At 54.7% G+C, this 20,478-nt stretch carries 25 protein-coding genes; 14 read left to right on the top strand and 11 right to left on the bottom strand.

The window, feature by feature from the left end:
- Positions 1–25: 25 nt before the first annotated feature.
- Positions 26–1,327: a murein hydrolase activator EnvC family protein gene (locus ACZ5CE_RS10225; protein ID WP_464574808.1), complete on the bottom strand. Its 1,302-nt coding sequence runs from the start codon at positions 1,325–1,327 to the stop codon at positions 26–28.
- A 145-nt stretch (positions 1,328–1,472) separates the two neighbouring features.
- On the bottom strand, positions 1,473–2,222 hold the full coding sequence (gpmA, locus tag ACZ5CE_RS10220; RefSeq protein WP_464574807.1) for a 2,3-diphosphoglycerate-dependent phosphoglycerate mutase: 750 nt from the start codon (positions 2,220–2,222) through the stop codon (positions 1,473–1,475).
- A gap of 322 nt (positions 2,223–2,544) precedes the next feature.
- Here gpmA and ACZ5CE_RS10215 point away from each other — a divergent pair, with 322 nt between their 5' ends.
- The 5 genes from ACZ5CE_RS10215 (at position 2,545) to ACZ5CE_RS10195 (ending at position 5,442) form a co-directional block, all read left to right on the top strand.
- Entirely contained in the window at positions 2,545–2,952 is a 408-nt protein-coding gene (locus ACZ5CE_RS10215; protein ID WP_464574805.1) for a rhodanese-like domain-containing protein, read from the top strand.
- Positions 2,916–3,215, top strand: coding sequence for a glutaredoxin 3 (gene grxC / locus ACZ5CE_RS10210; protein WP_464574804.1), 300 nt, complete (start codon positions 2,916–2,918; stop codon positions 3,213–3,215). The genes ACZ5CE_RS10215 and grxC overlap by 37 nt, the downstream gene beginning before the upstream one ends.
- Before the next feature lie 236 nt (positions 3,216–3,451).
- On the top strand, positions 3,452–3,934 hold the full coding sequence (gene secB, locus ACZ5CE_RS10205) for a protein-export chaperone SecB (protein ID WP_464574803.1): 483 nt from the start codon (positions 3,452–3,454) through the stop codon (positions 3,932–3,934).
- Positions 3,935–3,946: 12 nt separating this feature from the next.
- The gene (locus ACZ5CE_RS10200; protein WP_464574802.1) at positions 3,947–4,444 is read left to right on the top strand and encodes an SH3 domain-containing protein; all 498 of its coding nucleotides are present in this window, start codon (positions 3,947–3,949) and stop codon (positions 4,442–4,444) included.
- Complete coding sequence (locus ACZ5CE_RS10195) at positions 4,441–5,442, top strand: NAD(P)H-dependent glycerol-3-phosphate dehydrogenase (RefSeq protein ID WP_464574801.1); 1,002 nt, start codon at positions 4,441–4,443, stop codon at positions 5,440–5,442. Before ACZ5CE_RS10200 ends, ACZ5CE_RS10195 begins: the two co-directional genes overlap by 4 nt.
- A 50-nt stretch (positions 5,443–5,492) precedes the next feature.
- Here ACZ5CE_RS10195 and trmL read toward each other — a convergent pair whose 3' ends face one another.
- Positions 5,493–5,957 (bottom strand): tRNA (uridine(34)/cytosine(34)/5-carboxymethylaminomethyluridine(34)-2'-O)-methyltransferase TrmL, encoded by a 465-nt coding sequence (gene trmL, locus ACZ5CE_RS10190; RefSeq protein ID WP_464574800.1) that lies wholly within the window; start codon positions 5,955–5,957, stop codon positions 5,493–5,495.
- A 126-nt stretch (positions 5,958–6,083) separates the two neighbouring features.
- The gene (locus ACZ5CE_RS10185) at positions 6,084–6,722 is read right to left on the bottom strand and encodes a phosphoribosyltransferase family protein (RefSeq protein ID WP_464574799.1); all 639 of its coding nucleotides are present in this window, start codon (positions 6,720–6,722) and stop codon (positions 6,084–6,086) included.
- 283 nt (positions 6,723–7,005) lie between these two features.
- Here ACZ5CE_RS10185 and bioB point away from each other — a divergent pair, with 283 nt between their 5' ends.
- The 5 genes from bioB (at position 7,006) to bioD (ending at position 11,641) form a co-directional block, all read left to right on the top strand.
- Positions 7,006–7,995: a biotin synthase BioB gene (gene bioB / locus ACZ5CE_RS10180; protein WP_464577487.1), complete on the top strand. Its 990-nt coding sequence runs from the start codon at positions 7,006–7,008 to the stop codon at positions 7,993–7,995.
- 99 nt (positions 7,996–8,094) lie between these two features.
- Positions 8,095–9,264: an 8-amino-7-oxononanoate synthase gene (gene bioF, locus ACZ5CE_RS10175; protein WP_464574798.1), complete on the top strand. Its 1,170-nt coding sequence runs from the start codon at positions 8,095–8,097 to the stop codon at positions 9,262–9,264.
- A gap of 9 nt (positions 9,265–9,273) precedes the next feature.
- Entirely contained in the window at positions 9,274–10,071 is a 798-nt protein-coding gene (gene bioH / locus ACZ5CE_RS10170; RefSeq protein WP_464574797.1) for a pimeloyl-ACP methyl ester esterase BioH, read from the top strand.
- On the top strand, positions 10,068–10,946 hold the full coding sequence (bioC, locus tag ACZ5CE_RS10165) for a malonyl-ACP O-methyltransferase BioC (RefSeq protein ID WP_464574795.1): 879 nt from the start codon (positions 10,068–10,070) through the stop codon (positions 10,944–10,946). The genes bioH and bioC overlap by 4 nt, the downstream gene beginning before the upstream one ends.
- A gap of 11 nt (positions 10,947–10,957) precedes the next feature.
- On the top strand, positions 10,958–11,641 hold the full coding sequence (bioD, locus tag ACZ5CE_RS10160; RefSeq protein ID WP_464574793.1) for a dethiobiotin synthase: 684 nt from the start codon (positions 10,958–10,960) through the stop codon (positions 11,639–11,641).
- A gap of 53 nt (positions 11,642–11,694) precedes the next feature.
- Here the strand turns inward: bioD and ACZ5CE_RS10155 are convergent, their stop codons facing one another.
- Positions 11,695–12,084, bottom strand: coding sequence for a phage holin family protein (locus ACZ5CE_RS10155; protein WP_464574791.1), 390 nt, complete (start codon positions 12,082–12,084; stop codon positions 11,695–11,697).
- A gap of 683 nt (positions 12,085–12,767) precedes the next feature.
- Here ACZ5CE_RS10155 and ACZ5CE_RS10150 point away from each other — a divergent pair.
- The 3 genes from ACZ5CE_RS10150 to ACZ5CE_RS10140 all read left to right on the top strand — a co-directional run bounded on the left by ACZ5CE_RS10150 (position 12,768) and on the right by ACZ5CE_RS10140 (position 17,168).
- Positions 12,768–13,748: a diguanylate cyclase gene (locus tag ACZ5CE_RS10150; RefSeq protein WP_464574789.1), complete on the top strand. Its 981-nt coding sequence runs from the start codon at positions 12,768–12,770 to the stop codon at positions 13,746–13,748.
- A gap of 389 nt (positions 13,749–14,137) precedes the next feature.
- Positions 14,138–16,225 (top strand): putative bifunctional diguanylate cyclase/phosphodiesterase, encoded by a 2,088-nt coding sequence (locus ACZ5CE_RS10145; RefSeq protein ID WP_464574787.1) that lies wholly within the window; start codon positions 14,138–14,140, stop codon positions 16,223–16,225.
- A 169-nt stretch (positions 16,226–16,394) separates the two neighbouring features.
- On the top strand, positions 16,395–17,168 hold the full coding sequence (locus tag ACZ5CE_RS10140) for an MBL fold metallo-hydrolase (protein ID WP_464574785.1): 774 nt from the start codon (positions 16,395–16,397) through the stop codon (positions 17,166–17,168).
- 90 nt (positions 17,169–17,258) lie between these two features.
- Here ACZ5CE_RS10140 and ACZ5CE_RS10135 read toward each other — a convergent pair whose 3' ends face one another.
- The 3 genes from ACZ5CE_RS10135 to ACZ5CE_RS10125 form a co-directional block, all read right to left on the bottom strand.
- Positions 17,259–17,465, bottom strand: a complete 207-nt coding sequence (locus tag ACZ5CE_RS10135) for a hypothetical protein (protein WP_464574784.1) — start codon at positions 17,463–17,465, stop codon at positions 17,259–17,261.
- Positions 17,466–17,687: 222 nt separating this feature from the next.
- Entirely contained in the window at positions 17,688–17,969 is a 282-nt protein-coding gene (locus tag ACZ5CE_RS10130) for a hypothetical protein (RefSeq protein WP_464574783.1), read from the bottom strand.
- 153 nt (positions 17,970–18,122) lie between these two features.
- Positions 18,123–18,248 carry a hypothetical protein gene (locus ACZ5CE_RS10125; RefSeq protein WP_464574782.1) on the bottom strand — a complete coding sequence of 42 codons (126 nt, stop codon included), beginning with the start codon at positions 18,246–18,248 and terminating at the stop codon, positions 18,123–18,125.
- Positions 18,249–18,310: 62 nt separating this feature from the next.
- Between ACZ5CE_RS10125 and ACZ5CE_RS10120 the strand changes: the two genes are divergently transcribed.
- Positions 18,311–18,541, top strand: coding sequence for a hypothetical protein (locus ACZ5CE_RS10120; protein ID WP_464574781.1), 231 nt, complete (start codon positions 18,311–18,313; stop codon positions 18,539–18,541).
- Here the strand turns inward: ACZ5CE_RS10120 and ACZ5CE_RS10115 are convergent.
- The 3 genes from ACZ5CE_RS10115 to ACZ5CE_RS10105 all read right to left on the bottom strand — a co-directional run bounded on the left by ACZ5CE_RS10115 (position 18,524) and on the right by ACZ5CE_RS10105 (position 20,399).
- Positions 18,524–18,748, bottom strand: a complete 225-nt coding sequence (locus ACZ5CE_RS10115) for a hypothetical protein (protein WP_464574780.1) — start codon at positions 18,746–18,748, stop codon at positions 18,524–18,526. The two genes, ACZ5CE_RS10120 and ACZ5CE_RS10115, sit on opposite strands and share 18 nt — an antisense overlap.
- Before the next feature lie 267 nt (positions 18,749–19,015).
- On the bottom strand, positions 19,016–20,131 hold the full coding sequence (locus ACZ5CE_RS10110; protein WP_464574779.1) for a JmjC domain-containing protein: 1,116 nt from the start codon (positions 20,129–20,131) through the stop codon (positions 19,016–19,018).
- 94 nt (positions 20,132–20,225) lie between these two features.
- Positions 20,226–20,399 carry a hypothetical protein gene (locus tag ACZ5CE_RS10105; RefSeq protein ID WP_464574778.1) on the bottom strand — a complete coding sequence of 58 codons (174 nt, stop codon included), beginning with the start codon at positions 20,397–20,399 and terminating at the stop codon, positions 20,226–20,228.
- Between the last annotated feature and the right edge of the window lie 79 nt (positions 20,400–20,478).

The following is a 20,478-nucleotide window of genomic DNA, read 5'->3' as shown; positions in this document are numbered from 1 at the left end:
CCACACTTATCCGAAAATGCATCGCTCATTTTATTCTGACCCAATTCAAGGGGTCAAACGGTTTGCCTTGATGGCGTAATTCAAAGTATAAACCTGAATCCGGGTTGCCGCCGCTATTTCCCACGGTTGCGATGGTATCTCCGCCTCGAACCGAATCTCCTACCTGCTTATGGATGGTTTCATTGTTACCGTAGAGGCTCATGTAGTTGTCGCCGTGGTCCACGATCAGCAGGTTGCCGAATCCCCTGAGCCAATCCGCAAAAACTATCCGTCCGGCAGCAATGGCTTTTACTTCCGAGCCGCTGGAGGAACGGATGAATAAACCCTTCCAGATGACGCCACCGTCAGCACGTGGACTACCAAAGCGATTGGCAAGTTCCCCGCGTACCGGCAGGCTCAGGCGCCCCTTCAGATCCCGGAAGGGGCTTGCTTGGCTCAATGCATCCGGCAGCCGGTCATTATTCAGTGCTACGGCACGGTCCTTGCGTTTTTGTTCCTCCCGCTCCTCCCGTTCCCGCTCCTGCTGTTCTCGTTCCTCCCGTTCTCGTTCTTGCCGCTCCTGCCTGGCGAGCATTTCGGTGATCCGATCGATCAGTCTGGTGAGACGCTGTTCGTCCTGCTTGAGCCTGCTGATTTCCTGCCGCCGCTGATTGATCTGGAGCGATATTTGCGTAACCAGTTCCTTGTGTCCGGTTTGCTTCTCTTCAAGCTGTTTTTTTTGTTCGACCTGCCTGGTCAGGATCGTGGCCAGGTTATGATTTTTATCCCGGGTTTCGCTCGCAAGTTCGTCGAGCTGTCGAAGATCGTTTCGCAGTGCCTGGATATGTTCGGCGCGCGCCCGGGAGAAATACGCGTAATAATGCAGATTGCGCGCGGTTTGATTCGGGTTCTGCTGGTTAAACAGGAAGGTCAGATGCTCCTTTTGTACGCCGCCATCCACATATTGGTGATAGAACAGTTTAGCGAGCTGTGATTGCTGCGCCTCCACGCGGCTCCCGATCTGCCCCGATCGTGTTTGCAGCTGGGTCAGTCTTTTCGTAGTTTCCTTGCGTTCCTGCGCAAGAGAAGTCAATTTGCTGCTCGCGGTTTTTATGGCTTCCTCGGACCTCCGCAGCGCATTTGCCGCCTCCGATTGGGATTCTTCCGTTTCCGCAAGTGCTTTCTGCAAGGTTTCGATCCGGCCGCGCAAGTGCTTCAGGTCTTCCTCGTTGGCCTGGGGAGCGGAATAAACCGGTGGCGACAGGATCGCCAAAGAGACGGCGATGAGCCTGGGAACGGCTGCGCGCGCTGATCTGGCGCGGGTCAACGCAAAAATATTCCGGGACATCTACCTGCTCGAAGAAGCTGTTTGCCACACTCTTCGCGCTCGAACCGGGAACAGGCATGCCCCCCCATAGCGGGAAAAATTGTCAGGCCTGAGGTAGAGGCAGCCGCGGTTATGGCAGACCGGTCGGGAAACCGCGAATTCATGGTTAAGGTGCAATTTTTCCCTGATTCGCCACCACGCGCATGGCTTGTTCGATCTTTGCCTGGTCACCGAGATAATAGCTGCGGGCCGGTTTCATATTGTCATCAAGTTCGTATATAAGCGGGATGCCGGTCGGAATATTCAGTTCGAGAACGTCCTGCTCGGAAAGATCGTCGAGGTACTTGACCAGGGCGCGCAGCGAATTGCCGTGTGCGCAAATGAGAACGCGCTGTCCTGATCGGACCTGGGGAGCAATGGTTTGTTCCCAGTAGGGAAGGAACCGCGCCACGGTATCCGCCAGGCACTCGGTCAGTGGAATTTCCTTGTCCGGCAGATCGCGATAACGGGGATCCAATCCCGGATAGCGCAGATCTTCGGCGGTTAACGCTGGTGGCCGGATACCATAGCTGCGCCGCCAGATCAGTACTTGTTCCTCGCCATATTTGAGCGCGGTCTCCGCTTTATTGAGGCCCTGGAGCGCCCCATAGTGCCGTTCATTCAAACGCCACGACAAATTGATGGGAAGCCACATCTGATCCATTTCATCGAGCGCGACCCACAGTGTGCGAATGGCGCGCTTCAGCACGGAAGTATAGGTGATATCAAACATGAAGCCGTTTTCCCGCAACGATCGCCCGGCATTTCTGGCTTCTTCCAGGCCTCTCGGCGTCAGATCGACATCTGTCCAGCCGGTGAAACGGTTCTCCTTGTTCCAGGTGCTTTCTCCATGCCGCAGGAGAACGAGTTTTTTCATGCTGTTCTATAAGAAATAAGAAGGATGAGATTTTGCGAAAGGACCAGGAAGTTCCGGAACGAATCTCCGGGCAGGGAGGGTTTATTCAGGGGTTCCTGGATGAAAAGATGAAATGTCATGCTATTTTAAACCATTTTCGGCAGACCCGCAGCAGCGATGGCCTTGCAGGCATGTGGCAGGCTGCAGGAGGAAGCGCAATCCGGTTGCGGAAAAAACAGCTCGATAGGGGGAATCGGGACATTCCGTTATATTCCTGTTCCTGATAGAATCCCGTTCCAGGCGGATATCAAGGAGGCTTCCAGGTAGCATGGACCCTGTATACATGACATTCTTGCAAAATAACATCACGCTGGTGGTGGCTGCCCTGTTGAGTGGGGGTCTGCTGTTGTGGCCGATGTTTCGCCGTTCCGGTAATCAGGTGGATACGCTGGTGGCGGTGCAGCTCATCAACTACAAGGAGGCCCTGGTGCTGGACGTGCGGGAGGGCAGCGAATACAGTTCAGGACACATACCGAATTCCAAACATATTCCTGCCGACAAACTTGAAGAGCGCGTTCAGGAGCTTGAAAAATTCAAGGGCAAGCCCATCTTGCTAGTGCATCGCAGCGGCGTCAATGCTACCGGCAAGGCTGGCTCGATTCTGCTCAAGCACGGATTCAAGCACGTACATAATCTGGCGGGGGGAATAGACGCATGGCGCACGGCGAATCTACCCATACTCAAAAAGTAGAAGGCCTCATGAACGTTATCATGTATTCCACTGGTTTCTGTCCGTATTGCATCATGGCTGAACGAATGCTGCGCTCCAGAGGCGTCAGTGAAATCGAGAAAATTCGGGTCGATCTGGATCCCATGAAACGAACCGAGATGATGGAAAAGACCGGGCGGCGAACTGTTCCGCAAATTTTTATCGGTGATACGCATGTGGGCGGGTATGATGATCTGGCAAAACTGGACCGAAGTGACGGATTAGCCAAACTTCTGTCGGCTTGATTCGCATTCGGGCGCATGAGTTTCAGGAAACCGCTAAACGAATCTCCGCTGATGTAACAGGTGGCTTTGAGGGATCAGCGCTTCCCTGGGATCATGAATGACATTCGCTCTGCCACGAGCGCACCCTGTCCCGGGTTCTTGCTTTGCGAGGTGCAGCCGGGCTGTGTTAGCCTTATCCCTGCCACGGGACGTGGCTGAACCGTTTTTATCCCCTACCAACCTATACGGAATCCAGTATGAGTGACCAGCCGCAGCCGGTTTTCAACATCGAAAAGATCTACGTCAAGGATTTATCCCTTGAGATTCCCCATGCCCCCAAAATTTTTCTCGAGCGCGACACGCCGGAGGTGAATATCCAGTTGCACAGCAAAGGGGATCGCATCGATGAAGGCATGTATGAAGTATTGCTGACGATAACGGTCACAGCGAAGATCAAGGAAAGAACCATGTTTCTGATAGAGGTCGGGCAGGCAGGCGTATTCCAGATACGCCATATACCCGGAACCGAGCTCGATCCGGTATTAGGCATTGCCTGTCCCACGATTCTCTTCCCCTACCTGCGTGAGTCGGTTTCGGACGTCGTTACCCGGGCCGGATTTCCGCCGGTGATTTTGAATCCGGTAAATTTCGAGGCACTCTATCAGCAGGGAAAGCAGGCCGAGACAAATGCCGGGGAGGTGGCGGAGAAGCCGGCAGAAACCCAGCCGACCACACATTAAGAAATGACGGGCATGGGTGCCTTGCCGGCAATATACCGGATTTCCCAAAGGCTGCGTTTAGCCCCTTCGAGCATTGGCGTGCTGGCTTTTCTCATCCTTCCATTATTGCCGTCACTCGCTCTTGCGGCGATGGAATTCTTCTCTACCGGTGAAAGTGCCGTCATCATGTATGACGCTCCTTCGCTCAAGGCGGACAAGCTATATGTGGCGAGCCGCAATTTCCCGGTGGAAGTCATCGTGAAAGTGGAAGGGTGGGTAAAAGTGCGCGATAGCGAAGGCACGCTCGCCTGGGTCGAGGAAAAAGCGCTGAGTGAAAAGCGGTATGTGATCGTTACTGCTCCTCAGGCAGAGGTTTACCACGCGCCGAGCACGACTTCGGCGCTGCTATTCCAGGCGGAGCGGAATGTGGTCATGGAATGGCTGGAGCCTGCGGCGATAGGTTGGGTCAAGGTGCGCCATCAGGATGGACAGATCGGGTACGTCAGAACGCAGCAGGTCTGGGGTTCATGAGAATAGCCGTGCTGGGTGCCGGTGCCTGGGGCACCGCGCTGGCTATCAGCCTCAGCACGAACTCCCATTTCCGTCACCAGGTCATCCTGTGGACGCGCGATCCGGCTCATCTTTGCGAACTGGTTTCCGAGCGCGTCAACCGCCGTTACTTTCCTGGCTTTCCCTTGCCGGATTCCCTGCAGCTTACCACCGTTCTCCATATTGCTGTCGAGTCTGCCGAGCTTGTGTTGATCGTGGTTCCGGTCGCGGGATTGCGCGAAACATTGCGGGAAGTCTCCGCCTGCAGGAAGGCCGTTCCCGTAATATGGGGCTGCAAGGGTTTCGAAGCGCAATCCGCCAAGCTGCCGCATCAGGTTGCCGAGGAGGAGTATTCCGAAACTGTGCCTTGCGGGGTATTATCCGGACCCAGCTTCGCCCAGGAAATTGCCCTTGGACTTCCCGCCGCGCTGACTCTGGCGTCGCATGACCAGCGCTTTGCCAGGGACATGGCTGTCCAGCTGCACGCTGCGCGCCTGCGGGTCTACTCGAGCGGGGATCTCATAGGCGTGGAAACGGGCGGAGCGGTCAAGAACGTGATTTCCATCGCCGCCGGAATTTCCGACGGTCTGGGTCTTGGGCATAATGCCCGTGCTGCACTGATTACAAGAGGACTGGCGGAAATCACCCGCCTGGGACTGAAACTCGGCGGCTGCAAGGACACTTTCATGGGGTTGACCGGTATGGGGGACCTGATACTTACCTGCACCGGCGATTTATCCCGCAACCGCCGGGTAGGGCTGTTGCTCGCGGCGGGCCACGTGTTGACGGATATCCTGAGAGATCTGGGCCATACAGCGGAAGGCGTTTCTACCGCGCGGGAAGTGTTGCGGCTAGGCCGGCAGTTGCAAGTCGAAATGCCGATCACGCAAGCCGTGTGCAGCGTGCTCGATGGCGGTGTGCCTGCGAAAACTGCCGTGGAAGCGCTGCTCAACCGGGAGCTGAAGGCTGAGAGCTATTAGGGAAGCGCTGAACAAATCCTCGCTGAGCGCGCTGCGCTCTGCCTTTTGCTTTATGTGCCGTTTTTAAATTGCATCTGCCGCCAGGCTTCGTAAACCACTACTGCGACCGCATTGGATAAATTGAGACTACGGCTGTTTGCTACCATGGGAACGCGAATTCTCTGTCCTTCGGGAAGGCTTCCCAGTATCTGGACGGGCAGTCCACGGCTTTCCGAGCCAAAAACAAATACATCTCCCTCGGTATACGCTATCGAGTCGTAGCGCTGTTTCCCTCTGGTGGAAACAGCAAAAAAACGATGTCCGCGCAGATGCTCGATGCATTCAGCCCAGTTTTCGTGAACCCTCACTCTCGCGAATTCGTGATAATCCAGTCCCGCGCGCAATAGCTGCCTATCTTCCAGCCTGAAGCCCAGCGGCTTGACGAGATGCAGCCGTGCGCCGGTATTCGCGCAAAGCCGTATGATATTTCCCGTATTAGGGGGTATCTCGGGTTGAAATAACACAATGTCGAGCATGGCGCGCGTACTGTGTTTTAAACCAGCAGATTCACCATACAGGTGAATGCCGAGTACCGCGGAAAGTTTTTGTGGATCATGGCTCCAGACCGGCAATGAGCGGTCAACTGCCGGATTTGGGTTTAATCACTGATGCAGCGTTCTGGCGATTATCCAGCCTGTGATCTCACTGGCGCCGCGTTGACGGATCGCCTTTGCCAGTTCGTTCAAGGTTGCGCCGGTAGTCATCACATCATCCAGAATCGCAATGCGTTTGCCAGCCAGGTTCGCTTCGCAGATGAATGCGTTTCTTATATTTTTTCCCCGTTCCTTCCATGGCAGACCGGCTTGGGAAGGCGTATCCTTGACACGCTTGCACGCCTCCGGCAATAACGCCACTCCGCACTGCCTTGATACGCTTCGCGCGATTTCCATCGCCTGATTAAAGCCTCTTTCCCGTAGCCGGACAGGGTGGAGTGGCATGGGCACGATGAAATCGGGAAGGGCGATAGCGCCAACGAGCGTATGGAACAGCTCGGCCAGCACGGATGCCATGGCAAGATTACCCTGATATTTGAGGGAATGAATAAGCGCATCGGCTGGAAACGCATAGCTCAGCGCGGCGGCAGTGCCATCAAATTCGGGCGGGCCGGCGATACAGGCGCCGCAAACGTCCGAGCCCGTTACAGGGAGCGCGCAAATCCTGCAATGAGGAGACGGTAACCTGGGCAGGCTGTTCAGGCAGGCTGGACATAGGCTGGTCTTGCTCGCAATGCCACAGAGCACACAGTGCCTCTCAAGGAAATTTTGCCTGATATTTAATCTATTGTTCAAAAAAACCAGGGAAGAATTTGACAGTGATAAGAGAATTCACGATGATATCCGTTCTTGCCACTATAGTGGCGCCCCGTCGGGTTTGTTTTCCATTCCAAGGTTTAAAACCAGCTCGCGTTGGACGGGTGGGAGCAAAGCGTAACCCCATCATTTTCACTTCATCATGCAGAACATGACAAGCCAATCCATCCCAGGTACGAAGGCAAGCGCAGGTGTGGAGCCGGTTCGAGGCCATATGGCCGGGAGAGGTGCCGCGGGCGAGCAGGAAATATCCGCTGGCGATATTCGTGAATCCCAGCGCTGGAGCATTTCCCAAATCGAGGCGTTGCTGGATTTGCCGTTTAGCGATCTGATCCATGAAGCGCAGTTGGTGCATCGCCAACATCACGATGCCAACGCTGTGCAATTATCGACCTTGATCTCAGTCAAGACAGGGGGCTGCCCTGAAGACTGCGGCTATTGTCCGCAAGCCGCGCGCTATCATACCAATATCGGGAATCAAGGCATGTTGTCACTCGGCGAGGTGGTTGCAACGGCAGCGGCGGCGAAAGCGGAAGGCGCATCCCGTTTTTGCATGGGAGCCGCGTGGCGGGGACCGAAGCAACGGGATATCGATGCCATGATGGAAATGATAACTGCAGTAAAGGCGCTGGGGCTGGAGACATGCGCGACACTGGGGATGCTGAAGCCGGGGCAGGCGGAGCAATTGAGGCAGGCAGGCCTCGACTATTACAACCATAATCTCGATACCGCTCCTGAATTTTATAGTGAAATCATCACTACCCGGGATTACCAGGATCGGCTGGATACCCTGGAAAAGGTGCGTTGCGCAGGTCTGCACGTGTGTTGCGGAGGCATCGTGGGCATGGGAGAGTCGCGCAATGTCCGCGCCGGCCTTATTGTGCAGCTTGCGAATCTCGACCCTTATCCCGAATCCGTTCCCATCAATCATCTGGTTCAGGTGGAAGGCACACCCTTGCATGGCACAGAGGAACTCGATCCGCTGGAGTTTGTGCGCACTATCGCAGCCGCTCGCATCTCGATGCCAAAAGCGATGGTCAGATTATCGGCCGGTCGGCAGAGCATGCCGGATGCAGTGCAGGCGTTGTGCTTTCTTGCTGGCGCCAACTCGATTTTTCATGGCGATAAATTGCTTACAACCGGAAATCCCGGCATTGATCGGGACAGGGCGCTATTCGACAAACTGGGGCTTCGTCCCTTGTAATCCTGAGATAATAACGGCACATTCCCTCGCTTGATCCTCCTGCAGGCATGATGGCTACACGCACCTCATGCAGCCCAATCTGCACGGCAGCAAAACCCCATGCGCAGTGATTTCATCGAAGATCTACGCGAACGGCTGCACGCCCGGCAAGGCGCCGGGCTGTACCGCTATCGCTCGACACTGCAAAGCCCGCAGGAGCCCCGCGTTTCGATCGAGGGACAAGAATATCTCGCGTTTTGCAGTAATGATTATCTTGGCCTTGCCAATCACCCTCGACTGATCGCCGCAGTGTGCGAGGGGACAAAGCTATACGGTGTGGGGGCGGGCGCATCGCACCTGATCAACGGACATTCCGCTGCCCACCATGCCCTGGAAACAGCGCTGGCGGCCTTCACCGGTTTTCCCAGAGCTGTACTGTTCTCTACCGGTTATATGGCCAATGCGGGAGTGATATCGGCGCTGACGGGACGCCACGATGCCATATTCGCCGACAAACTCAACCATGCGTCCCTCAATGAGGCGGCGTTGCTGTCGCGGGCGCAATTTTTCCGCTATCCTCACCTCGATATGGCCGTACTGGAGCGGCAGCTTGCGGCGTCGCCTGCCAGGCACAAACTGGTGATAACCGACTCGGTATTCAGCATGGATGGGGATATTGCGCCAGTCGAGACTCTGCTGGCGTTGTGCCAGACACACGATGCGTGGCTGATGCTCGATGATGCGCATGGATTCGGCGTGCTGGGCGCGAAGGGAAGGGGAATAGCATCACATTGCAACATCAGCTCCCCTCGTGTCATCTATATGGCGACCCTCGGCAAGGCTGCAGGGGTGTTCGGCGCTTTTGTCGCAGGGGAGCCGGAGATTATCGAAACCTTGGTCCAGCATGCGCGCAGCTACATCTATACTACAGCGAGTCCGCCCATGCTTTCTCATGCGTTGCTGAAGAGCCTGGAGTTGATCGAATCCGAAGAATGGCGGCGGCAGAAACTGGTGCAGCTCATCGCATGCCTGAAGGGAGAACTGCAATCCTTGCATTGGAAATTGCTGCCATCATCGACTCCGATCCAGCCATTGATTATCGGAGAGCCTGATGCAGCTCTGGAGGTGAGCGAGGCTTTGCGTGCAAAGAATATTCTGGTGCCGGCGATTCGGCCGCCTACCGTTCCGCCGGGCTCCGCCAGGCTGAGGATCTCGTTATCCGCCTCCCACAGCGCCGAGGATGTGGCGTGTCTGGGAAGGGCTTTGAAAGAACTGGACGGCTTCCTTTAGATTGCACTGATGAGACTGCATGTCGAGTCCCGCGGCACCGGCCCGGATCTTGTTTTACTGCACGGCTGGGCCATGCACAGCGGTATCTGGGGAGAAGCGGGGGAACGGCTGGCCCGGCATTTTCGCCTTCACCTCGTGGATTTGCCTGGGCACGGGTATAGTCCGGCTTGCGAGGATGGTACGCTGCCGCATATGGCTGAGATGGTAGCCGGCGTTCTGCCGGAAACCAGCATCATTTGCGGGTGGTCGCTGGGTGGACAAGTCGCGATCGAGCTGGCGCTGCGTGAACCGGCGCGTGTCAGAAAACTTGCGCTGATATCCACTACGCCCTGCTTCGTCAAACGGGAAGGGTGGCAATCAGGCGCGGAGGCCGCGACACTGCAACTGTTCATGGCAAATCTGAAGAAAAACTACGAAGTCACCATGGGCCGGTTCCTGACATTGCAGGTATGGGATGGGGATGGGGATGGCCGCAGCCATAACGATAATGCGGCAGTGCTGGCCTGGCTGCGCGATAATTTTTTCCGGCGAGGAATACCGGATGAGGCCGCGTTGCAGGCAGGCTTGCAAATCCTGCTCACAAGCGACCTGCGCGGCAAATTAAGCGGCGTTACTCAACCCACGCTGCTGCTGCATGGCGATAATGACATTATCACTCCACCCGAGGCAGCCAGATGGATGCATTTGCAACTACCGCATTCTCAACTGATGATGCTTCCTCATTGCGGCCACGCTCCCTTTTTATCTCATCCTCACGAATTCATTTCGGCCGTGACACGGCTTCTTTTCCAAGATCCAATAAAGTGAACCACGACCATATGATCGATAAACGCCAGGTGCGGAAGGCATTCGACCGCGCGGCGGCAAGCTACGATCGGGCAGCGGTCTTGCAGCGCGAGGTGCTGAACCGCATGCTGTCGCGGCTGGATTACATCAAGTACTTGCCCGATTTCATCGTGGACGCGGGCAGTGGCACGGGCTATGGCACGCGCGAGCTTGCCGCCCGATACCCCGATGCGAGGGTTCTTGCGCTGGATGTAGCGCCCGCCATGCATTTTCACGCACGCGCCTCCGTTTCACCATGGAAACGGCTACTGCAGGCATGGCGGAATCAAACGGGCTACGTGATCGGCGATATCGAACAGTTGCCGATCAAAACTTCCTCCGCGCAACTGGTGTGGTCCAACCTGACGCTGCAGTGGTGCAACGATATCAAGCAAACGTTTGGCGAGATACACCGGGTGCTGCAAACCAATGGCCTGTTCATGTTCAGTACCTTCGGGCCGGATACGCTGAAGGAGTTGCGGCATGCGTTCGATGGCATCGATCAATTCAGCCACGTCAACCGGTTCATCGACATGCATGATATCGGCGACATGCTGGTGCATAATGGATTCGCCACACCCGTCATGGACATGGAATATATCACCATGACCTACCAGGATGTTGCCAGCATGATGCGCGATCTTAAAGCCATCGGCGCGCATAACGCCACCCTTGGCCGGCGGCGCGGATTAACTGGTAAAGCGGCGTGGCGCGAGGTCACGAGCAGATATGAGAAGGCGAGGGTGGCCGATCGGCTGCCTGCCACTTTCGAGGTGGTCTATGGCCATGCCTGGAAGCCGCAGCCGCGGACCACCATTGTGACGCCTGAGCTCAGGCGGCAACTGGGGCTCATCTGACGCAGATGCACATGGCAAAAGGGTATTTCGTCACCGGTACCGGTACCGGAGTGGGCAAGACGCTGGCAAGTTGCGCATTGTTGCATGCTTTCAATGCGGCTGGGCGGATCGCGGTGGCGATGAAGCCCGTAGCGGCGGGCTCTGAAGAGGGAAAATGGATGGATGTGGAATTGCTCGCTGCGGCCTCGGCCTTCATTCCCGCGCGCGACCACATGAATCCTTATGCGCTGCATCCGCCGATCGCCCCTCACATTGCCGCGCGTGAGATGGGGATCGAAATCGATATCGAGGTCATACGTAATTCACTGCACGTACTGCAGCGAAGCGCAGACCTGGTGGTTGTGGAAGGCGTCGGTGGTTTTCTCGTGCCGCTCAACGAGCGCCAAGGCAGCGACGACTTGGCGCTGGCTTTGAATTTGCCTGTGATACTGGTGGTCGGCATGCAATTGGGGTGCCTCAATTATGCGCTTCTGACTGCCCGAGCCGTCAGGGCGGCCGGATTGACCCTTTCGGGCTGGATAGCGAACTGTATCGATCCGGGCATGGCCGCATTCGACGAGAATGTGCTTGCACTGAATCAGAGGCTGGGTTGCCCGCTTCTGGGCGTATTCCCGTTCGATCCGCAAGCCAATCCGAAAAAAATGGCCTGCCTGCTGGAAATCCGGAAAATAAACCCTGAATCCTTCGGTACTTGAAATATATGTCCCGCAAGCTTTCAGGGAGTTTTACATTTCCGGTTTCTTGAGTTTCATATCAGCACGCCCTGATGCATGGGAACATCCATGGGATTATTGCCCGAGCCGAATATCATGGCGCTGACAGCCAGGCTGAGTAAAGTCATCACGATACTGGCGAAAAATGCGGTCCAGAACCCGGACACCCGGAAACCGGGAACAAGCGCCGATACCAACAGCAGCATGAGCGCGTTGATGACCAGCAAAAAGAGTCCGAATGTGATGAGAGTCAGGGGAATGGTGAGAACAATCACGATCGGCCTGATCACCGCGTTGACGAAACCAAGCAGTAATGCCGACAGAAAAAGGGTTTTTTTGCCGGCAAAAGAGATCCCATGAAAAATAAGGCTGACAATCCATAGGGATAAGGCAGTGATTCCCCAGTGAACGAAGAATTCAAGCACGTTGTCCCTCGAATGACATCAGGATCGTCCATGGCTGGTTGCAGAAAAAGGACGCGGAGGCCCCCAACGCAATTTTATCAGCTTCTGCAGGGGTGACGACGGGTTAAAGAAGCGGCGGAGCACTTCCTCCGATTTTCAGTCATCTATCGGTAAATTTTACAATAGTGCTTCGCGCTTTCCAGACAAGATGTAATGAAGGGCCTCCGAACAAGTTCTCGCTGAGCACGTTGCTGGTAAAATCGGGATGATCATAAGGCAAGCGACGCAGGTCGTAGCCAGGACTGGGGTGCCAGGGAGCGTGCCGCGATGAGTATCCGGTTTCACCGCAACCCGGATGGGACATAGCTTTGCGGGCGGTTCATCTTGTCAGGCTCCTGGCGATGAGGATCAACCATTCGCAATCGCCGCGTTTCGCGCATCCCATTCTGCAAAGTCATCGTCGCGCCAGCGAGACTCGTTCAGAGGTTCCTGAAATGTCCCCGGCAGGGCGATGTACAATGGTGGCACAGATTCTGCTTGGATGAACGGCAAGGGAAAATGTAATCAACCATAACCCCTGAGTGGAAGATTGTCGATGAAAGGTGATCAGCCACAGCCGGATTTATGAGGCGGCTTGTGGAGGCAATCGAAAACAGGAAGATTTATTGCAGCCGGAAAGATCCTTTAAGAAGGAGTCGTGCGACATGGTTGTTTCTTCAACCATTTTCAATGCCAGTATATTGATAGTGGATGATGTGCCGGCCAATGTGGAGCTGCTTGAGCACATGCTGCAACTGGCTGGTTATACTTCGGTCTCGTCGACCACCGATCCATTGGAGGTCTGCAGACTCCATCGGGAAAATCAGTACGACCTTATCCTGCTCGACCTCATGATGCCCGGAATGGATGGGTTTCAGGTCATGGAGTGTCTCACGAAGATAGAAGAAGATGAATTCGGAGGATATTTGTCGGCTTTGGTGGTAACCGGTCAACCGGAACACAGGTTGCGTGCATTGCAGCTCGGCGCCAAGGATGTCATCAGCAAGCCCTTCGAGACATTGGAAATCCTGGCGCGGATTCGCAACTTGCTGGAAATTCGCCTGCTGAACAGAGAAGCAAAAAAACAGAGCGGGGTTCTGGAGGAGCTGGTGGTGGATCTGCAGAAACAGATCATTACCGATCCATTGACTGATCTCTATAACAGACGTTTTCTTCAAGAATACCTGCCGCAGGAGATTGCCAAAGCAAAACGGTCTTCCAGTTCTCTTGCCGTGCTGATGTTTGATCTCGATTTCTTCAAGCGGATCAATGACGTTTTTGGCCATGAGGCGGGCGATGCATTCCTGAAGGGTGTTGCCAGGCTGCTGCAGGGTTGTATTCGTGAAAGCGACATCGCCTGCCGTTACGGTGGAGAGGAATTTGTGCTCGTCCTGTCTGGCGCTTCTCTCGATGGGGCCATAAAGAAAGCCGAAAGGATCCGGAAGGCTGTAATAGAGCTGGATCTGACCATACGGAAGAAGCCACTTGGAAGGGTAAGCACCTCGATCGGGATAGCGGTCTATCCTGAACATGGAACCGGGATGGAAGCGCTGCTCCGTGCAGCCGATGAGGCACTTTACGAAGCAAAGGAAAATGGCCGTAACCGGGTAGTGGTGAGCGAGTCGAGAAATGAAAAAGTGAAATAAAACGGTATCGAGAGGACTATTATAATTAAGGAAGCACTGAATAAATCTTCGCTGGTGCGGCGGAGGCTTTTGCGGGATGGGATGCGCGAAAGGCGACGACGCGAATGGTTGATCCTCATCGCCAGGAGCCCGACAAGGCAGGCCGCCCGCAAAGCCCTGCCCCATAAGGGTTGCGGTAAAATCAGGCGCTCATGGCGTTGCGCTCCTTGGCATCGTAGTTTCGGCTACGACCTGCATCGCGCGCCTTATGATCATCCCGATTTTATCAGCAATGCGCTCAGCGAGTATTTATTCAGCGCTTCCTTAAATCCTGTTCCGTTTCCCGCGAAGTGAATAACGTTCGATCTGCCCGCTGATATCTCGTAGGACAAACCTTGTAGGACAAGCCATTGATTACTGCCTCCCGCATTTTCAATTCCAGAATACTGATCGTGGATGACCGGAAAGAGAGCGTCGAGCTGATCCGGGGCATGCTCGATCACGCGGGCTATACCGCAGTAAGTTTTACCACGGACCCGCGGACAGTTTGCAGCTTGCACCGTGCGAATCGCTATGACCTTATTCTGCTTGACATCGTCATGCCGCTGATGGACGGATTCGAGGTCATGGAATGCCTGAGAGAGATCGGGGAAACCGGGGAACGTGACACCGTGGTGCCGATCCTCGTGATCAGCAGGCAGCCAGCACACAGGGAACGGGCACTGCGCGATGGCGCAAAGGGGTTCATCAGCAAGCCTATCAACCAGCTTCAGACATTGGCGCGCATCCATGATGTACTGGAAATAGGATTGCTTCGAGGCGCATTGAGGCAGTCCATGGCCGCGATGGGAAAAAACGTGGAGGAGCCATCGGCCGCATCCTGGGACCAGGGAAAACCGGAAAACCATTACGCCGTGCCCCGACAGGATATGCCTGGCAAACTGCTGAGCGAAGAGCGGCGGGGCTATTCCCCGCGGGCACTGGACGATTTAACGCAGACGGAGTACCTGCGCGGGCATCCCATTGACGAGGCGATGGATCGCTATTCCGCCGAAAGTGCGGAGGATAGCCTGGCTTATGCCGGTAGGGCCTGGGGGGAATCGGGGCTGGCGCCGCGTTATGACGAGCTTACTGGCCTTCCAAATCGAGCGCTGTTTTTCGAATCACTCAGGAAAACCATCAGGCAGGCTCAAGCGAGTCAGCGCGTTATTTCAGTGCTTGTTCTCGATATCGATAATTTCAAAAATGTCGATGACGTAATGGGGCCGTCTTTTGGAGACGAACTGTTGCGGCAGTTAAGTCTGCGCCTGCTAGAGTGCCTGCGTGTCCGGGACGTGATCGCCCGTCTCGGCAGCGATGAATTTGGATGCATTGTGATGACACCGGAGGGCTCGGGGAACGCCGGCGTGGTGGCAAGCAAGATCCGGGAAGCGTTGCGTCCCCCCTTCGAATTGCGCGGTACTCACATCACTTTGACGGCGAGCATTGGTATCAGTGTCTATCCCGCGGATTCGCTGGACCCCGATACGTTGATCAAAAACAGTCGTGCCGCTCTTTATGAGTCGAAGAAGGCGGGCGGGGACGCGCATCGTTTTTTTACGGAAGAAATGAATGCGCAGGCGATCAGGAAGCTTGACAGGGAAAATGCCTTGCGCAGGGCGATCAACCGGAATGAATTTGTCCTGTATTATCAGCCGCAGGTAGCGCTCTCCGATGGGTCGATTACGGGGGTGGAAGCATTGATAAGGTGGAATCGGCCCGGTTACGGATTGATCGCACCGATGGAGTTCGTGCCTATCCTGGAACAAACCGGCCTGATCAATACAGTAGGAGCATGGGTTATCGAAGCCGCCTGCAGGCAGATTGCCGAATGGAAGCGGTTGGGACTCGGGGAGATCCCTGTTTCGATCAATGTTTCGGGGAGGCAGTTTTCGCAGGACGCCCTGAGCCGTGATGTGGTTCAGGCAACCCGGAGGAGCGGTATTGGCGCAAAGTTGCTCGAATTCGAGTTTCAGACCGAGAGGGCCTTGAGAGAGAGCAGCATCGATTCGAATTTGCTCGAGCTGGAGCTGACTGAAACGTCATTGATGATGCACGCCAATAAAATGATCGATATCCTCAGGAATCTCAAGTCCCTGGGTGTCCGGCTTTCCATTGATGACTTTGGCACCGGCTACTCCAGCCTTGCCTATGTGAAGCGTTTTCCTGTCGATGTACTGAAAATTGATCGATCGTTTGTAGCAGATATTATCACCAATCCTTCCAATGCCGCGATTACCACCGCTATCATCGATATGGCGCACAGTCTGAACGTCAAGGTCATCGCGGAGGGAGTGGAAACCGCCGAGCAGTGCGCGTTCCTTCATGCTCGTGGTTGTGATGAAATACAGGGCTACTATTTTTCGGAACCTCTCTCCGCGAAGGAAATTTCAGCCATACTTGCGAGTCGCCGCAAGCTGCCCGCGCTGCCCCTGGAAGCAAAGCCTGTCATCTCTTGAGTTAAAATAATGCGATTTGCAGGTTTGTGACAAGCAGGCTGTGTTATATCATCAAGTCAGAGAAATTATCTCAAAAAAATTATCTCAAAACTCCGCTCTGCTGCAGGGAGAATGAATTCCTTCATGGACGACCCGTTTCCTTTTTCCAGATTCTTCTATTCTGCCCAGCATGCGTTTTGCCAGCCTGGGTAGCGGATCGCGTGGAAACTGCCTTGTGGTTGAGGCAGGGGATACCCGGCTGCTGCTCGACTGCGGCTTTACAATCCGGGAGACAGTTGCCCGGCTAGCCCGGTTAGGCCTTCATCCTGGCATGATAAACGGGATTGTTGTCACGCATGAGCATGATGACCACGTGGGTGGTGTAGCCCGCCTGGCAGGAAAATTCAACATTCCGGTCTGGCTGACGCATGGCACGCTGTGCGCCGTCCAGGGGGCTTTCGAGCGATTGCCGGCAATAAATATAATCGATTCATTCCACCGCTTCTCCATCAACGATATCGAGGTGCAACCTTATCCGGTTCCTCACGATGCAAATGAACCCGCACAATTCGTTTTTGGCGATGGGTCTTTTCGGTTAGGCGTGCTTACGGATGCCGGATGCTCCACTCCTCACATCGAGGCGGTACTGAATTACTGCGATGCGCTGGTGCTGGAATGCAATCACGATGCGCAGATGCTGGCGGAGAGCGATTATCCACCCAGCCTGAAGCGGCGCGTGGGCGGCCGTTTCGGCCACCTGGAAAATTCAGCTGCGGCCAGCCTTCTGGCCAGGCTGGACTGCAGGCGTTTGCAGCATGTCATTGCGGCCCATTTGAGCCAGAAAAATAATACGCCGCTGCTCGCCAGGAGCATGCTGAGTGAAGTATTGAACTGCACGGCCGACTGGATCGGTGTTGCTGATCAGGATGAAGGGTTTGGCTGGCGGCAACTTGGAAGCCTATAATCTTCTCCGGTATCCGATTTTCATATTTTGCGATTCTCGATCCAAAAAAAGCCGTCCATGGGACGGCTTTTGCCCGAAGCAGTTTGGATGTTATTTCGGTGCGGCATCCGCTGGAGCGCTGTCACCTGCGCTTTCAGATCCTTCCGAAGCAGGGGCGCTTGAATCTGCCGGCTTGGCGGACTGGGAAGTGATTTTCGCGAAATTAGCTTTTTCCTGCTCGGGAAGCGCCTGGTTCGGCTTGCCGCAGGCGGCCATTGTCAATGCCACCAAGGCAGCAGCGAGAAGCGTGAGTCTCATTATTTAATTCCCTTTTAAAAAAGTTGGTAACGGATGATAGCATACAATTAACGACCGTTACCCTTCAATCCTCAAACTAGCGTCCTGTGATCCTGTGAAAAGCGGCTTCCCATGGAAAGCCTGTGCCCGTTTGTCAAACGGTACAAAAATTCTACATGGGTATGAAAAGGTTACGGGCAACAAAAAGCCATCCGTACGGATGGCTTTTATTTAAAGCCAGGCTTAGTGGCCTGCGGGAATAGCGCTCTGTCCTTCTTTTATCGGATTGCCATTTCCGTCAAGCGCGTGACCAGGAAGAACAGCCTGACCGGAATATTCATCCTCGTCAGCAGGAGCGGCGGCGGCCTTGTCGTCTGGAGCGCTTCCACGTTCCTGATCCAGGGTTGTCCCCTCTTCTGTTCTGGTTCCGTATGTGGTTGAATTTTCCGGTAGAGCCTGCTTGGGCCTGTTGCATGCCGTCAGAGTGAGCGCCACCAGGATGGCTGCGAGGAGTGATAATTTCATGTCTGGCTTCCTTAATAAAATATAAATAGGTTTTTGTGACGGTCCCTAGTATATCGTAAAAATATACCTGATTACCCACGATCTTGCAAAAAATCAACTATCCTTAATGGTTACCGCCACGAAGGAGAGGGTATGTCGAGAGCGAGGATACCGCTATTTACCGGGCTCCTGTTTCTTGTCATCGGTGCCGGCGCTTTCAGCTTCATCCGTTTTATCAAGATCGTCAAAATTGGGAGCGGAAGCCCGATCCGCCATGGCGGAGGGCGGCGGTTTGTCCATGGGGTGCTTCTTGTACGGCTCGCAAGCGGTCAATAGGAATGACGCCAAGACAACAGCAATGAATGAGTATTTCATTGTCCAGTATTTCCTTTGAACATAAAAATATGGAGTATACCCCGGATCTGCTCAAGCTGCCATGGAAAATAGAAAATACGCTCTTTTCAGGCATTGGAAAGGGGGTTCTTGCGGGCATGAAGCCGGATATCTGCCGCATTCAGGACAAAAAAATGCCGTCCCGAAGGACGGCTTTTTTTAAGGCTTGCTTATTCCTGCCATTACTTGGTTTGATCTGATCCGGCATCTTTTTTTGCCTCCGAAGAAGCAGAGTCACCCTTCTGAGCGGCTTCAATCTCTGCATCGCTGACTTGTCCTTCACGCTTTTCCCAAAGGCTCGGGGGGTATTGTCCCGGCTTGCCTTCGCCGGCTTTGTGTTCTTTCATTTGGTCACATGCAGCGAATGTGAATGTTACAAGAGCGGCAGCGAGGAGCGAGTACTTCATTTTTTTAATCTCCTTTATAGGTTATAACAATTACAGGTAGTGGATTGAAGCGTTTCGGCCATTCAAATTTGAAGACCACTATCTTAATAGCAGAATTCAGAAATGTTGTCCAGTTGTTGTCTTCCACGGCTATAAATGATAGCGCTAATCACACAGGCAAAGGCTTTTGCAGGTTGGTTCCAATCGCTGGCCGAGGAATTTTTCCGGGTCTTGAAGATCCGCGGAGCGGTCATTGCCGATCAGGACGGGTCAGCGCCAAACCCGGTTTTATATATCAATGAAACCATCGAGATACCACTCGTAACATAATGACACCGCCTCGTCGTCGAGGTTGCCGCCCGCGGGCAGCGTGCAGGTATCAGCAAGTTTTTCCAGCGATTGACGGGTGATGGCGCTAACTGGATAAGCCTCACCGTTCAGAAAGACGGTTTTTTTCCCGCATAGCATGCGGCTTTTCAGATTCAGCGTCAGTTTGCCTTCCCTGATCTGATGGATGAATTTCTTCCGCGCTACCGTCCGGATGGGAGGCGTGAAAAAAACATGGAACTTGGGTTCCGTCAGATAAGTGCCGAGAAAGCGCTCGATATCGCTGCGACGCCATTTGATATTATTCAGCACGGTAGCGGCCTGGCGCAGCATGGCGGGGGGAAGGCGCCCTGGATGGCGTTGCCGGGTGAGATCCGGGTCGCTGTACATTCCCTCGATGTCGCTGTTGTCCTGCAGATGAACGAGAAACTGGACCGCCAATTCCTGATGGCTGGGAGCACGAAAGCCAATCGAGTATGTCATGCAGTGTTCCTCGGCGATTCCGTTGTGCGCATAGCCGGGAGGAAGGTACAGCATGTCGCCCGGTTCCAGCAGCCATTCCTGCTCCGGCCTGAAGTCCTGGAGTATCTTTAAAGGCGCCTCCGCAATCAATGTCCTGTCCTGCTGTGCCGATATCTGCCAACGCCTGCGCCCCATTCCCTGCAGTAAAAATACGTCGTATGAGTCGAAGTGAGGGCCGACACCCCCGCCAGCGGCAGCATAGCTGACCATCAGGTCATCCAGGCGCGCATGCGGGATGAAATTGAATTCGAGAAGCAGTGCGCGAGCCGAAGGCAGAAAATGGTTGACGTCCTGCACCAGAAGAGTCCACTTTGCCGGCGGAAGGCCCGAGAACGACCGGGGCATGAATGGGCCGTGTCTCACTTGCCAGAGTCCGTGTTTCCGGGTGACCAGGCGGGACTGCGCATCATCCCGGCAGGCGAGCTCCATGATGTCCTCAGGAGAAAGCAGGCCGGTGAAGCCAGGGAAGGCGCCCCGTATCAGAAGCGGCTTCTTCTGCCAGTATTCATGTAGAAAAACCCGAGGCGAAAGGCCTCCCAGCAGCGTACTTTTCATCCTGAATCCACCTTGCAGCAAGACTCCATACAGGCGAACATCGAGTACCGCGGAGAGTCCTTGTGGATCATGGTTCTAAATTGGAAATGAGCGGTCAATTGGCTAATGCAAGGATATTTAAGGAAGCGCTGAATAAATCCTCGCTGAGCGCGTTGCTGGTAAAATCGGGATGATCATAAGGCGCGCGACGCAGGTCGTAGCCGGGAGTACGATGCCAGAGCGCGCCAAAGTATACATGGGGCGCCAGCAGCCCGCTACGGGGTCGCATCTTCCTTTCGGAAGACACTGCTCCGCCCTGCGCGGTCGCACCATTCGCGTCGTCGCCTTTCGCGCATCCCATCCCGCAA

It is taken from the genome of Nitrosospira sp. TNL200 (assembly GCF_055386305.1).
This window is presented reverse-complemented; position numbering and strand designations above follow the sequence as displayed.